The organism is Pseudonocardia adelaidensis, from assembly GCF_039543345.1.
In the GTDB taxonomy this organism is placed as follows: Bacteria; Actinomycetota; Actinomycetes; order Mycobacteriales; family Pseudonocardiaceae; genus Pseudonocardia; species Pseudonocardia adelaidensis.
The window spans coordinates 164,577-177,169 of the sequence record NZ_BAABJO010000002.1; the positions used below are offsets into that span (position 1 = coordinate 164,577).

Genomic DNA, 12,593 nt, shown 5'->3' on the forward strand with positions numbered 1-12,593 from the left:
GTTCGAAGGTGTCCCCTTCCGGTCGAGGACGTCGGAGGTCTGGCGATGGCGGGAGAGTCCCGGGTGGTACGCGCGGCGCTGGTGCAGGCGAAGTGGACGGGCGACACCGCGTCGATGGTCGATGTGCACGAGTCGTACGCGCGGTCCGCCGCCGAGCAGGGCGCGCAGATCATGGGGTTCCAGGAGGTCTTCAACTCGCCGTACTTCTGCCAGGTGCAGGAGGCGGAGCACTACCAGTGGGCCGAGCCCGTGCCGGACGGGCCCACCGTCCAGCGGATGCAGGCGCTGGCCAGGGAGACGGGCATGGTGCTCGTCGTGCCGGTCTTCGAGATCGAGAGCGCGGGCAACTACTACAACACCGCCGCCGTGATCGACGCCGACGGCACCGTCCTCGGCAAGTACCGCAAGCACCACATCCCGCAGGTGAAGGGGTTCTGGGAGAAGTACTACTTCCGGCCCGGGAACCTCGGCTGGCCGGTGTTCGACACCGCGGTGGGCAAGGTCGGCGTCTACATCTGCTACGACCGGCACTTCCCCGAGGGCTGGCGCGCGCTGGGCCTGGCCGGGGCGCAGATCGTGTACAACCCGAGCGCCACGAGCCGCAGCCTCTCCTCCTACCTGTGGAAACTGGAGCAGCCGGCGGCCGCCGTCGCGAACGAGTACTTCATCGCCGCGATCAACCGGGTCGGCGTGGAGGAGTACGGCGACAACGACTTCTACGGCACCAGCTACTTCGTCGACCCGCGCGGGCAGTTCGTCGGCAACGTGGCGTCCGACCGCGACGAGGAGCTCGTGGTGCGCGACCTGGACCTGGGGCTGATCGACGAGGTGCGCCAGAACTGGGCGTTCTACCGCGACCGCCGTCCCGACGCCTACGGACCGCTGGTGCAGGCATGAGCGGCGCCGACGACCTGCTGGCGCGCACCCGCTCCGTCCTCCCGTCCTGGCTGGCGATCTACTACCAGGAGCCGATCGAGATCGAGCGCGGCGAGGGCCGCTACGTCTGGGACGCCGACGGCAACCGCTACCTGGACTTCTTCGGCGGCATCCTCACCACGATGACCGCGCACGCGCTGCCCGAGGTGACGAAGGCCGTCGCCGACCAGGCCGGGCGGATCATCCACAGCTCCACGCTCTACCTGAACCGGCCGATGGTGGAGCTGGCCGAGCAGATCGCGTCGGTGTCGGACATCCCGGACGCGAAGGTCTTCCTGACGACCAGCGGCACCGAGGCCAACGACACCGCGCTGCTCCTGGCCAGCTCGCTGCGGCGGTCCAACCAGATCCTGGCGATGCGCAACAGCTACCACGGCCGGTCGTTCTCGACGGTGGCGATCACCGGGAACCGCACGTGGTCGCCCACGTCGCTGTCGCCGTTCCAGGTCTACTACGTGCACGGCGGGCAGCGGTACCGATCGCCGTTCGCACACCTGTCCGACGGCGAGTTCATCGCCGCGTGCGTCGCCGACCTGAAGGAGGTGCTCGACCAGGCAGGCGGTGACGTCGCCGCGCTGATCGCGGAGCCGATCCAGGGCGTCGGCGGGTTCACGTCGGGCCCGGACGGGCTGCTGGGCGCGTTCGCCGAGGTGCTGCGCGAGCGCGGGATCCTCTGGATCTCCGACGAGGTGCAGACCGGGTGGGGCCGCACCGGCGAGCACTTCTGGGGCTGGCAGGCCCACGGCGCAGCCCCGGACATCGTCACGTTCGCCAAGGGCATCGGGAACGGGCTCTCGATGGGCGGGGTGATCGCGCGGGCCGAGGTGATGGACTGCCTCACCGCCAACTCGATCTCGACGTTCGGCGGGTCGCCGCTCACGTCCGCCGGCGCACTCGCCAACCTGCGCTACGTGCTCGACCACGACCTGCAGGGCAACGCCGCCCGGCACGGCCGGACGCTGTTCGAGGGCCTGCGCGGGGTGGAGTCGCCGATCGTGGGTGACGTCCGGGGCAAGGGCCTGATGATCGGCGTCGAGCTGGCGCGCCCCGGGACGGGAACGCCCGGCGAGCCTGCCCCGGACCTCGCCAACGCCGTGCTCGAGGCGTGCAAGCGGCGCGGGTTGCTCGTCGGCAAGGGCGGGCTGCACGGCAACGCGCTGCGCATCGCCCCGCTGCTCACCCTCACCGCCGACGAGGCCGCGGAGGGCCTCGCCATCCTGGTGGCCGCGATCGAGGAGGTCACGCCATGACCCGCACCCTGATCCGCAACGGGCTCGTGATCACCGCGACCGACGAGCTCACCGCCGACGTCCTCGTCGAGGACGAGAAGGTGGTGGCCCTCGCCGATCCGGCCCTCGCGGAGTCCTGGAGCGCGGACACCGCCATCGACGCCACCGGGATGTACGTCGTGCCCGGCGGGGTCGACGCGCACACCCACATGGAGATGCCGTTCGGCGGCACGACGGCCGCCGACACGTTCGAGACCGGCACCCGGGCCGCGGCGTGGGGCGGCACGACGACGATCATCGACTTCGCGATCCAGTCGGTCGGCGGCTCACTGCGCGAGGGGCTCGACGCCTGGCACGGGAAGGCCGACGGGAACTGCGCGATCGACTACGCGTTCCACATGATCCTCGCCGACGTCAACGAGGGCTCGCTCAAGGAGATGGAGGCGCTCGTCGGCGAGGGCGTCACCAGCTTCAAGCTGTTCATGGCCTACCCCGGCGTCTTCTACTCCGACGACGGCAAGATCCTGCGGTCGCTGCAGAAGGGCGCCGAGACCGGCGGCCTGATCATGATGCACGCCGAGAACGGCATCGCGATCGACGTGCTGGTGGAGCAGGCGCTCGCGAAGGGCCACACCGACCCGCGCTACCACGGCGAGGTGCGCCACGCGCTGCTGGAGGCCGAGGCGACGCACCGGGCGATCAAGCTCGCGCAGGTGGCGGGCGCGCCGATCTACATCGTGCACCTCTCGGCCACGCAGGCGCTCGCTCAGGTCGCCGCGGCCCGCGACGAGGGCTACAACGCCTTCGCCGAGACCTGCCCGCAGTACCTGTTCCTCTCCACCGACGACCTGGGCCGGCCCGGTTTCGAGGGGGCCAAGTACGTCTGCTCGACGCCGCTGCGGCCCGCCGAGCACCAGGCCGCGCTGTGGCGGGGCCTGCGCACCGACGACCTGTCGGTCGTGTCCACCGACCACTGCCCGTTCTGCTTCAAGGGGCAGAAGGACATGGGCATCGGCGACTTCTCGAAGATCCCCAACGGGCTGCCCGGCGTCGAGACGCGGATGGACCTGCTGCACCAGGGCGTCGTGGACGGGCACATCTCGCGGCGGCGCTGGATCGAGATCGCCAGCGCCACGCCGGCGAAGATGTTCGGGCTCTACCCGCGCAAGGGCACGATCGCGCCCGGCTCGGACGCCGACATCGTGATCTACGACCCGGCCGCCACGCAGGTGCACTCGGCGCAGACCCACCACATGGCGGTCGACTACTCCTGCTACGAGGGGCGCGAGACCACCGGGAAGGTGCGCACCGTGCTCTCCCGGGGCCGGGTGATCGTCGACGGCGGCGAGTACCGCGGCAAGGCCGGGGACGGGACGTTCCTGTCCCGCGACACGTGCCAGTACCTCCGATGACGACGATGGACGTCGGCCTCGTCCTGCAGACCGACCCGCCTGCGCAGGCCGTCGTCGACCTCATGGTGCGGGCCGAGGAGCTCGGGTTCAGCCACGGCTGGACGTTCGACTCGCACGTGCTCTGGCAGGAGCCCTACGTCATCTACCCGCGGATCCTGGAGCGGACGCAGCGGTTGGTGGTCGGTCCGATGGTGACCAACCCGGCCACCCGCGACTGGACGGTCATCGCGTCGCTGCACGCCACGCTGAACGAGCAGTTCGGCAACCGCACCGTCTGCGGCATCGGCCGCGGCGACTCCGCGGTCCGGGTGCAGGGCCGCCCGCCCACCACCCTGGCCCGGCTGGAGGAGTCGATCCGCGTGATCCGCGAGCTCGCGGAGGGCCGCCCCGTCGAGCTGCACGGCACGACGGTGCGGATCCCGTGGGTCGCCGACGGCACGAAGCTCCCGGTCTGGATGGCCGGGTACGGGCCGAAGGCGCTCGACCTCGTCGGCCGCGCCGCCGACGGCTTCATCCTGCAGCTCGCCGATCCCTACCTCGTGGAGTGGACGGTCAAGACCGTGCGCGCCGCGGCGGAGGCCGCCGGGCGGGACCCCGCGACGATCACGATCTGCGTGGCCGCCCCGGCGTACGTGGGCGACGGCAGCGCAGAATCCCTGGGGCACGCGCGCGACCAGTGCCGCTGGTTCGGCGGGATGGTCGGCAACCACGTCGCCGACCTCGTCACCCGCTACGGCGAGACCTCGGCGGCGGTGCCCGCCGCGCTCACCGGCTACATCAGGGGCCGGGAGGGCTACGACTACAGCCACCACGGCCGCGCCGACAACCGCTCCACCGACTTCGTCCCCGACGACGTCGTCGAGCGGTTCTGCCTGCTCGGCCCGCCGTCCGCGCAGCTGGAACGGCTCGCCGAGCTGAAGGAGCTGGGCGTGGACCAGTTCGCGATCTACGCCATGCACGACGCGAAAGAGGCGACGATCGAGGCCTACGGCGCGTCCGTGATCCCCGCACTGCACTGAACTGGAGGTCCCGTGCCCGGCTACCTGATCCTGCACGGCGACGTGACCGACCCCGACGGCTACGAGGAGTACAAGGCGAAGGCCCAGCCCGTCCTCGCCGCGCACGGCGGGCGCTACCTCGTGCGCGGCGGCGGGTCCACAGCGGTCGAGGGCGAGTGGTTGCCGCGGTTCGTGGTGGTGGAGTTCCCGAGCTACGAGGCCGCGCTCGCCTTCTACCGCTCGCCGGAGTACCAGGAGGCGGCCGAGATCCGGAAGCGGTGCAGCACCTCGGCGGTGGCGATCGTGGAGGGCCTGCCCACGCCGTGACCGGTACAGCAGATCGAACCGGAACCGGTCCAGGCGATTGGACCGGTTCAGGGTTAGCGTCGGCCCGTGCAGTCGTCGAACTCCCTCCTCACCCCACTCGGCCACCAACCCCTGCCACCGGTCCCCGACGGCGCCGAGGTCGCGACCGCGCTGGTCGAGCTGCCGCCCGGCGACCCGGGCACCCCGCCGCACCGCCACTCCGGCCCCGTCTACGGCTACGTCACCGAGGGCGCGATCGTCTTCGAGCTGGAGGGCGAGCCGGAGCGCGTGATCCGGGCCGGTGAGGCGTTCTGGGAGCCCGGCGGCGACGTGATCCACTACCAGGCCGGCAACGCGGTGGCCGACGAATGGAGCCGGTTCGTCGTGGTGATGCTCCACGCGCCGGGCGCGCCGGTGCTCACCATCGTCGACGGGGCCGAGCTCGCCCAACGCCGCCACCTGCGGGCCCCGCGGCCGGTGGAGGCGTGACGCCGATGCGCATCCTGCTGGCCGGTTCCACCGGTGTCGTCGGAAGGCGGCTCGTGCCGCTGTTGGTCGCCGAGGGCCACCACGTCACCGCGCTCACCCGCAAGCCCGAGCGGGTTCCCGGGCTGCGCGCGGCCGGGGCGCACCCGGCCGTCGTCGACGTGCGGGACGCGGGCGCGCTCGCGGCGACGGTCCGCGATGCCGAGCCCGAGGTGGTGGTGCACCAGCTCACCGACCTCGGCGCGGCCGACCTCGCCGCCAACTCGGAGCTGCGCGTGACCGGCACCCGCCACCTCGTCGACGCCGCGCTCTCCGCCGGCGCACGCCGGGTCGTCGCGCAGAGCATCGCCTGGGCGTACAGGGGCGGGGACGACCCCGCCGACGAGACGACCCCGTTCGACCTCGACGCCCCCGGGCCACGCGCCGGCACCGTGCGCGGGATCGCCGCACTCGAGGCGGCGGTGCGCGAGGCGCCGGAGTGGGTGGTGCTGCGCTACGGGATGCTCTACGGCCCGGACACCTGGTTCGCCCCCGACGGGCTGCGCGCCGCGGACGCGCGGGCGGGCCGGTTGGTGGCCGACGGCGACGTCACGAGCTTCCTGCACGTCGACGACGCGGCCGCGGCGGCGGTGGCCGCGCTGGGCTGGCCGTCCGGCGCGGTCAACGTCTGCGACGACGAGCCGGCCGCAGCCCGGGACTGGGTCCCCGCCTTCTGCGCCGCCGTGGGGGCGCCACCACCGCCGTCCTCGGAGGCACCGCGGCGCGCATGGGCCCGCGGCGCGGCCAACCGGGTCGCCCGGGAGGAGCTGGGCTGGACGCCGATGCACCCGTCCTGGCGAGCGGGCTTCCCGCTCACCGCTCGGCCTCGCTAGCGCTCGGCCGGCGCTTCGCGCAGGGCGCTGTGACATTGATTCGCTCGCAAGCTCGCTCATCGCAGCAGCTCGGTGAGCGCGTCGAGCGCCCCGCGCCACGCGTGGCCCGCGGGCGTCGCGTAACCGACCACGAGCCCGCTGGGGCGCTCCGGGGCGGTCCCGTGCCAGTAGCCGTCGGCGTGCAGGCCGTGGACGTGCACGCCGGCGCGCTCGGCGGCCTCCACCGTCGCCCGCTCCCGCTGCGCCGAGCCGAGCGGGAACAGCGCGTGCAGCCCGGCGGCCACCCCGACCGGCGGCGCACCGACCGCCGCGAGCCGGGCCCCGAGCTCCTGCCTGCGCGCCCGGTAGACGAGCCGCATCCGCCGCACGTGCCGGTCGTACTCGCCACGTGTGAGCAGGTCGGCGAGTGCGAGCTGGTCGACGGCGGGAACCCACGCGCCGAACGCCGCCATCTCGGCGTGCAGGGGGGCGCGCAGCGCCCGCGGAACCACCAGCCAGCCGAGCCGCATGCCGGGCGCGAGGGTCTTGCTCACGCTGCCGGCGAACACGACGCGGTCCGGGGCGAGCGGCTGCATCGCCCCGACCGGCTGCCGGTCGTAGCGGAACTCGCCGTCGTAGTCGTCCTCCACGACGAACCCGGCGCAGCGCCGGGCCCACTCGGCCACCGCGGCCCGCCGTGCGGGCGCCAGCACCACCCCGTACGGGTACTGGTGGGCGGGCGTGAGGAGCGCGAGCGCCGCGGCCTCCGGCAGCGCGGCCGGGTCGGCGCCCGCGTCGTCGACGGGCAGGGGCACCGTGGTCAGGCCGGCCGCGCCGAGCACCTCCCGGTGGCGGGCGAAGCTCGGGTCCTCGACCCCGGCGCACCGGATCCCCAGCCGCTGCGCGGCCCGCGCGAGCAGCGCCAGCGCCTGCGTGAACCCGGCCGTCACGATCACGGCGTCCGGGCTCGCCCGCACCCCGGGGGTGCGTCCGACGTACTCGGCGACGGCGGCCCGCAGCGGCGGGAGGCCGCCGGGCTCGACGTAGTCCAGCGACGCGGCGCTCCCCGCGAGCGCCCGCCGGACGGCACCGGCCCATGGTGCCCGGGGGAACGCGCCGAGGTCGGGGCGCCCCGGCCGCAGGTCGATCCCGGGAGGGGCGGCGGCCGGGTCCGGTCGGCCTTCCGGCTCGGAGGGCGCGGAGCCGACCGGGACCGCGCCGACCACCGTGCCGGAGCCCGCCACGCCGACGAGCCACCCCTCGGCCACGAGCTGGCCGAACGCCTGCACGACGGTGCCACGGGACAGGCCGAGATCGGCCGCGAGGCTGCGGGTGCCCGGGAGGCGGGTGCCGGGAGCGAGGCGCCCCGACCGCACCGCGTCACGCAGCGCCGCCTCCAGCGCCCGGCCGCGCCCCCGGCCCTCCCCGACGTCCAGGTGCAGGTCGAGCCCGCTCACCGCGGGATCCGCGCCTCGAGCCGGGCCACGAAGTTCGGGCACTCCACGAAGTCGGGCGCCGGGCACCTCAGCCCGTGGCCGATCAGCTCCCGCGCCGCGGTGGCCGACGCGATGCGGCGCTCCAGCTCGGCGTCGTGCCGGGCGAGCGCCTCCTTGCGGGCCGCGGGGTCCGTGGTGGTCAGCATCGCGCGGATCTGCTCCAACTCGAAGCCGAGCTCCTTGAACTGCTGAATGAGGGCCACCCGCGCGAGCGCGTCCCGGCCGTACCGGCGGCGCCCGCTCACGCGGCGCACGGGCGTGAGGAGGCCGACCGCCTCCCAGTGCCGCAGGACGTGCGTGGCGAGGCCGAACCGGCCTGCCAGCTCGCCGATCGTCATCTCGCCCTGCCCGGAGCTTGACTTCACGTCAACATGAAAAGGCAGGGTCGGCCGCATGGACAAGACCTTTCTGGAGCGCCTGATTGCCTTCGACCGCCTGCCGGGTTCCGTCCGGCTGCGGCGCCGCTCGTACGAGCTGCTGCAGGTCGAGCGGGGCAGCCGGGTGGTGGACGTCGGATGCGGCGGCGGCACCGCCGTGGCCGAGCTCGCGGCCGTCGGGGCGGACGCCGTCGGCATCGACGCCGCCCCGGAGGCGGTCGCCTTCGCCCGCGAGCACCACCCGGGCCGCCGGTTCGAGGTGGGCGACGCGCTGCGGCTGCCGTTCCCCGACGGGAGCCTCGAGGGATACCGGGCCGAGAAGCTCTACCACGCGCTCGACGACCCGGCCAAGGCCTGCGCCGAGGCACTGCGGGTGCTCGCGCCGGGCGGGCGGATCGCCCTCGTCGGCCAGGACTGGGAGGCATACGTGATCGACTCCGACGACCCCGTGCTCACCAGGACGATCGTGGCCGCCGCCGCCGACGACATGGTGCACGGCCGGGTGGCCCGCCGCTACCGCAACCTGCTGCTGGACACCGGCTTCGACGACGTCACCTGCGAGGTGCACACGGCCGTCCTCGGCGATCCGGCACTGGCGCTCTTCACCCTCACCCGGCTGGCCACGGGCGCGGTGCGGGCCGGCGCGGCGAGCGAGGCGCAGGCCGACGCGTGGCTCGGCGACCAGCGCGCGCGGGCCGACCGGGACCGGCTCTTCGTCGCGATGCCGCTGTTCCTCGCGGCCGGGCGCCGGCCGGTCACACCGTCCTGATCGTCGCCATCATCGCCATGTCCTCGTGTTCGAGGTTGTGGCAGTGGAAGACGAAGCGTCCGGCGTGGTCGGAGAAGCGCACCGCCACCTCGACGACCTCGGCCGGGCGCACGTCCACGGTGTCCTTCCAGCCGACGTCGTGGTCGCTCGGCCCCCCGCTGCCGCGGCGCAGCACCTGGAAGGCGTCCAGGTGCACGTGGACCGGGTGGTGCACATCGGTGACGAAGCGCCACACCTCGGTCCGGCCGAGCCGGATGTCGGCGAGCGAGGTGTTCGGGTCGAACGACGTGCCGTTGATCGTCCAGCCCTCGTGGCCACCGGCGGCGCCGCGGCTGAACCGGAAGGTGCGCCGCGGGGCCCCGGCCGGTGGCGCGAGGGGCTCGATCTCGGCGAGCCGGTCCGGCACCCGGCTGTCGTCCCGGGCGGCGCGCACCACCCGGAACCGCATCACCCGGCCCGCCGGGCCGCCGTCCAGGCCGTTCACCATCGTCACCTCGGTGCCGACGGGGAGCACCGAGAAGTCCACCACCACGTCGAACCGCTCCCCCGGTGCGATCTCGATCGCCTCCTGCCCGACCGGCGCCGCGAGCAGCCCACCGTCCGACCCGATCTGCACGAACGGCACATCCGGCCCGCCGGGCACGGTGAGGGCGAGGCGGTAGCGGCGGGCGTTGGACGCGTTCAGCAGGCGCAACCGGTAGCGCGCGGCGTCGACGTCGTGCACGGGCCACGGCGCCCCGTTGACCAGCACGACGTCCCCGAGCACGCCCTCCATCCACTCGTCCTCCACACCTGGGAGCGACCGCATCCCCTGGTCGAGCCCGGGATAGGCGAACGAGCCGTCGGCGGCGAACGCGCGGTCGCAGATCATGAGCGGCAGCTCGCGCTCGCCGCGGGGCAGCGGCAGGGCGTCCTCGACGTCGTCGCGCACGATGTGGAACCCGGCGAGCCCGCGGTAGACGGCCGGACCGGTGAAGTCCATCCGGTGGTCGTGGTACCAGAGTGCGGCGGCCCGCTGGTCGCTCGGGTACCGGTACTCCCGCTCGCCGGCGGCGAGGTCGCCGACCATGCCGTGGTGGCTCCGGCCGCTCGTGTCGCCGACGGGCAGCACGAGATCCAGGGGCCAGCCGTCGTGCTCGGCCGGGGTGTGGCCGCCGTGGAGGTGCACCACGGTCGGCACCGGCAGCTCGTTGCGGTGGCGCACCACCAGCGGCCGGCCGCGGCGGGTCTCGAACGTCGGGCCGGGGAAGATCCCGTCGTAGCCGAGGATCGGCGTGCGGAGCCCGGGCAGGATCTCCGCGTCGGCCACCCGCTGGGTCACCCGGTAGACCTGGGCGCCGGCCTCGTCGACGCCCACGGGCCGCGCGACCGGCGGAACGGGCAACGGCACCCGGAACGGCTCGGGCAACGGCGCCGCGCTCGCCAGCACCTCCCCGGTGGAGCCTGCCGTCGCGCCCGACCCGCACGCCGGGAGCGCGGCGAGCGCCGCCGCCCCGCCCAGCAGCCCGAGGAACCCCCGCCGCGAGACGTTCATCGCACACCCCGCGGGCGGGCGGCCGCCGGCGTCCAGACCCACGCGGCGAGCAGCACCGCGGCGACCACGATCGCGACGCCGAGCGGGACGTGCACCTGCAGCGCCCGGGAGTGCCCCATCCCGATCTGGAGACCCTCGGCGAGGAACAGCAGCACGGTGACCGGCAGCACCCAGAGCTGCCCTCGTCCCCCGAGGACGTACGCCACGGCGCCGGCGACGAGTGCCATCGCCACCAGCGACATCAGCGATCCGACGAGGCCGTGAACCGTGATCGCGTCGACGTCACCGGTGAGGTAGCGGCCTGCCAGCACGGGCTGGGCGAGCACGGCGACGAGGTGCCCGGTGAGCAGGAACCGCAACGTCCAGAGCGACAGCCGGGGCTTCCTGGTCCGAGCGGCTGTCCGGGGTGCAAGGGTGTCCACGACGCCGGACGCTATATGTAGATAGCCTACTTATGAATCCGGGATCTCCCTGATGCGGCACCGGATGCCACAGCGGGCCGAATAGGTAGGATCCCTGAATATGAAGCCCGACGCCGTCCGTGGCCACCTGGACGGATTGATCCTCGCGGTGCTCGAGGACGGCCCACGGCACGGCTACGCGATCATCGAGGCGCTGCAGGCCCGCAGCGGCGGTCGGCTCGACCTGCCCACGGGCACCGTCTACCCGGCACTGCGCCGCCTGGAGCGGGCTGCGCTGCTGTCTGGCAGCTGGAGCACGGTGGGCGGGCGCGAGCGCCGCACGTACACGCTCACCAGGGCAGGTCGGCACGCCCTCGCCGGCCAGCGGGCCGACTGGACCGAGTTCAGCACGGTGGTCGAGGCCGTCCTGCGGCCCGCGGCAGGCATGTCATGACGGCCGCGATCGATCCGGTCGGCGCCCACGTCGCCGAGCTCGACCGCGTGCTGCGCGGGCCGGCCACCGTGAAGCGGAGCATGATCGCCGAGGTGCGCGACGGGCTCGCCGACGCGGCGGCCGACCACCGAGATCGCGGGCTCGACCCGCAGCGCGCCGCCGCGGCCGCCGTCCGCGACTTCGGGCCGGTGCGCGAGGTGGCACCGCTGCTGCAGGAGGAGCTCACGGCCCGGCAGGGCCGGCGCACCGCGCTGCTGCTCGTCGTGGCGTTCCCCGCCACCCTCCTCGCCTGGGACGGCCTGTGGATGACGGGCCGCGGGTGGTCGACGCCCCCGTCGGCCGCCGTCATGGCGCTGGCCCGCGCCACCGACGTCATCACCGTGCTCATCGCGGCGGCCGCGCTCGTGCTGCTGGTGGCCACGTTCCGGGGCAAACCGCTGCCGCGATGGGTCACGGGCCTCACCGGCCTCCTCGCGGCACTCGGTGTCGTCGGCTGCGGCGGCATGTCCGTCGTCATGAACCTGTTGCTGCCGAACGCCGGTGAGGGGCTCCCGATCTCCCCGGCCACCGGCCTCGTCATCGGGTTGACCGTGGTGGCCGGCGGGCTGGTGGCGAGGTCCGCCGCCCGGTCGCTGCGCTTTTCGCGCGCGGCCAGCAGGTCACACCAGGGAGCGGACCCGCAGGTCGGGTAGGGCCGCGGCGAGCACGTCGAAGTCGCGGTCGCGGTGCACGAGGGTTGCGCCGGTGCGCGCGGCGACCACGGCGATCAGGCAGTCCATCGGCTTGCGGACGGTGTGACCGCCCCTGCGGACCGCCCGATACGCGATCGCCGCATCGCGGTAGTCGACCGACGCGTCGACGGGCAGGAGTCTGAGTCCGCGCGAGAGCTTGTCGATCTGGTGGAACGCACGATCACTGGACGCGCCGGCCAACAGCTCCATGATGACCGGCTCGGTCATCGCCACATCGCTCGGGCGTTGCTGCAGCAACCCGCGCAGCTCGATGTTGGCCTGCGAGCCGGTCCGGCGGAGGAACTCGATCCACGCGGACGAGTCGATCAGCTCCACTCGCGGTCCTCGATCTCCTGCATCCGTGACTCCCGCATCGCATCCAGGTCGCCGTCCCAGCCGATGCCTTCGAGGCTCTCGATGAACTCCGGCGACAGCCGCGGTCCCACCAGCCGACGCAGGGCCAGCTCGACGGCCTCCTTCTTGGTCTTGAGGCCATACTTGCGCATCGCCTCGGCGACGAGCTCGTCATCGATGTCGATGTTGGTACGGCTCATACACAGACCATACACCTCAAATACACCGACGGCACTTGTCAGGGTTGGGACCGACGATC

General features: G+C 73.5%; 16 protein-coding genes. 10 read left to right on the forward strand and 6 right to left on the reverse strand.

The genetic code is table 11. From position 1 onward, the window contains the following. Positions 1-45 precede the first annotated feature (45 nt). From ABEA81_RS02630 to ABEA81_RS02660, 7 genes are all read left to right on the forward strand, one after another. The gene (locus tag ABEA81_RS02630) at positions 46-897 is read left to right on the forward strand and encodes a nitrilase-related carbon-nitrogen hydrolase (protein ID WP_345602971.1); all 852 of its coding nucleotides are present in this window, start codon (positions 46-48) and stop codon (positions 895-897) included. After that, positions 894-2,186, forward strand: a complete 1,293-nt coding sequence (locus ABEA81_RS02635; protein WP_345602972.1) for an aspartate aminotransferase family protein — start codon at positions 894-896, stop codon at positions 2,184-2,186. Before ABEA81_RS02630 ends, ABEA81_RS02635 begins: the two co-directional genes overlap by 4 nt. Next, entirely contained in the window at positions 2,183-3,577 is a 1,395-nt protein-coding gene (hydA, locus tag ABEA81_RS02640) for a dihydropyrimidinase (RefSeq protein ID WP_345602973.1), read from the forward strand. Before ABEA81_RS02635 ends, hydA begins: the two co-directional genes overlap by 4 nt. 5 nt (positions 3,578-3,582) lie before the next feature. Then, positions 3,583-4,596, forward strand: coding sequence for a TIGR03842 family LLM class F420-dependent oxidoreductase (locus ABEA81_RS02645; RefSeq protein ID WP_345603269.1), 1,014 nt, complete (start codon positions 3,583-3,585; stop codon positions 4,594-4,596). Between the two features lie 12 nt (positions 4,597-4,608). After that, positions 4,609-4,902: a DUF1330 domain-containing protein gene (locus ABEA81_RS02650; protein WP_345602974.1), complete on the forward strand. Its 294-nt coding sequence runs from the start codon at positions 4,609-4,611 to the stop codon at positions 4,900-4,902. 66 nt (positions 4,903-4,968) lie between these two features. Further along, a complete protein-coding gene (locus ABEA81_RS02655; protein ID WP_345602975.1) occupies positions 4,969-5,370 on the forward strand; it encodes a cupin domain-containing protein in 402 nt (133 codons plus the stop codon). 5 nt (positions 5,371-5,375) lie between these two features. After that, the gene (locus ABEA81_RS02660; protein ID WP_345603271.1) at positions 5,376-6,239 is read left to right on the forward strand and encodes an NAD-dependent epimerase/dehydratase family protein; all 864 of its coding nucleotides are present in this window, start codon (positions 5,376-5,378) and stop codon (positions 6,237-6,239) included. A gap of 56 nt (positions 6,240-6,295) precedes the next feature. Here the strand turns inward: ABEA81_RS02660 and pdxR are convergent, their stop codons facing one another. Both pdxR and ABEA81_RS02670 read right to left on the reverse strand, forming a co-directional pair. Continuing rightward, positions 6,296-7,675 (reverse strand): MocR-like pyridoxine biosynthesis transcription factor PdxR, encoded by a 1,380-nt coding sequence (pdxR, locus tag ABEA81_RS02665; RefSeq protein WP_345602977.1) that lies wholly within the window; start codon positions 7,673-7,675, stop codon positions 6,296-6,298. Then, a complete protein-coding gene (locus tag ABEA81_RS02670) occupies positions 7,672-8,079 on the reverse strand; it encodes a MerR family transcriptional regulator (protein WP_345602979.1) in 408 nt (135 codons plus the stop codon). Before ABEA81_RS02670 ends, pdxR begins: the two co-directional genes overlap by 4 nt. Positions 8,080-8,107: 28 nt before the next feature. Between ABEA81_RS02670 and ABEA81_RS02675 the strand changes: the two genes are divergently transcribed. Continuing rightward, positions 8,108-8,860 (forward strand): methyltransferase domain-containing protein, encoded by a 753-nt coding sequence (locus tag ABEA81_RS02675; protein WP_345602980.1) that lies wholly within the window; start codon positions 8,108-8,110, stop codon positions 8,858-8,860. On the opposite strand, the gene ABEA81_RS02680 is transcribed toward ABEA81_RS02675, so the two are convergent. Both ABEA81_RS02680 and ABEA81_RS02685 read right to left on the reverse strand, forming a co-directional pair. Beyond that, positions 8,847-10,394: a multicopper oxidase family protein gene (locus ABEA81_RS02680; protein ID WP_345602981.1), complete on the reverse strand. Its 1,548-nt coding sequence runs from the start codon at positions 10,392-10,394 to the stop codon at positions 8,847-8,849. The genes ABEA81_RS02675 and ABEA81_RS02680 overlap by 14 nt on opposite strands. After that, a complete protein-coding gene (locus tag ABEA81_RS02685) occupies positions 10,391-10,816 on the reverse strand; it encodes a hypothetical protein (protein ID WP_345602983.1) in 426 nt (141 codons plus the stop codon). Before ABEA81_RS02685 ends, ABEA81_RS02680 begins: the two co-directional genes overlap by 4 nt. A 100-nt stretch (positions 10,817-10,916) precedes the next feature. On the opposite strand from ABEA81_RS02685, the gene ABEA81_RS02690 reads away from it, so the two are divergent. Both ABEA81_RS02690 and ABEA81_RS02695 read left to right on the forward strand, forming a co-directional pair. Further along, positions 10,917-11,249: a PadR family transcriptional regulator gene (locus tag ABEA81_RS02690; RefSeq protein ID WP_345602984.1), complete on the forward strand. Its 333-nt coding sequence runs from the start codon at positions 10,917-10,919 to the stop codon at positions 11,247-11,249. Beyond that, positions 11,246-11,941, forward strand: a complete 696-nt coding sequence (locus ABEA81_RS02695) for a permease prefix domain 1-containing protein (protein WP_345602985.1) — start codon at positions 11,246-11,248, stop codon at positions 11,939-11,941. Before ABEA81_RS02690 ends, ABEA81_RS02695 begins: the two co-directional genes overlap by 4 nt. Here the strand turns inward: ABEA81_RS02695 and vapC are convergent. Further along, entirely contained in the window at positions 11,909-12,316 is a 408-nt protein-coding gene (vapC, locus tag ABEA81_RS02700; RefSeq protein WP_345602986.1) for a type II toxin-antitoxin system VapC family toxin, read from the reverse strand. The genes ABEA81_RS02695 and vapC overlap by 33 nt on opposite strands. After that, positions 12,307-12,534: a type II toxin-antitoxin system VapB family antitoxin gene (locus ABEA81_RS02705; protein WP_345602987.1), complete on the reverse strand. Its 228-nt coding sequence runs from the start codon at positions 12,532-12,534 to the stop codon at positions 12,307-12,309. Before ABEA81_RS02705 ends, vapC begins: the two co-directional genes overlap by 10 nt. Between the last annotated feature and the right edge of the window lie 59 nt (positions 12,535-12,593).

What these genes read in the sequence shown, in the direction of transcription:
- ABEA81_RS02630 (WP_345602971.1), top strand. Translation starts at nt 46, where the DNA reads ATGGCGGGAGAGTCCCGGGTGGTACGCGCGGCGCTGGTGCAGGCGAAG.
- ABEA81_RS02635 (WP_345602972.1), top strand. Translation starts at nt 894, where the DNA reads ATGAGCGGCGCCGACGACCTGCTGGCGCGCACCCGCTCCGTCCTCCCG.
- hydA (WP_345602973.1), top strand. Translation starts at nt 2,183, where the DNA reads ATGACCCGCACCCTGATCCGCAACGGGCTCGTGATCACCGCGACCGAC.
- ABEA81_RS02645 (WP_345603269.1), top strand. Translation starts at nt 3,583, where the DNA reads ATGGACGTCGGCCTCGTCCTGCAGACCGACCCGCCTGCGCAGGCCGTC.
- ABEA81_RS02660 (WP_345603271.1), top strand. Translation starts at nt 5,376, where the DNA reads ATGCGCATCCTGCTGGCCGGTTCCACCGGTGTCGTCGGAAGGCGGCTC.
- ABEA81_RS02675 (WP_345602980.1), top strand. Translation starts at nt 8,108, where the DNA reads ATGGACAAGACCTTTCTGGAGCGCCTGATTGCCTTCGACCGCCTGCCG.
- ABEA81_RS02680 (WP_345602981.1), bottom strand. Translation starts at nt 10,394, where the DNA reads ATGAACGTCTCGCGGCGGGGGTTCCTCGGGCTGCTGGGCGGGGCGGCG.
- ABEA81_RS02690 (WP_345602984.1), top strand. Translation starts at nt 10,917, where the DNA reads ATGAAGCCCGACGCCGTCCGTGGCCACCTGGACGGATTGATCCTCGCG.
- ABEA81_RS02695 (WP_345602985.1), top strand. Translation starts at nt 11,246, where the DNA reads ATGACGGCCGCGATCGATCCGGTCGGCGCCCACGTCGCCGAGCTCGAC.
- ABEA81_RS02705 (WP_345602987.1), bottom strand. Translation starts at nt 12,534, where the DNA reads ATGAGCCGTACCAACATCGACATCGATGACGAGCTCGTCGCCGAGGCG.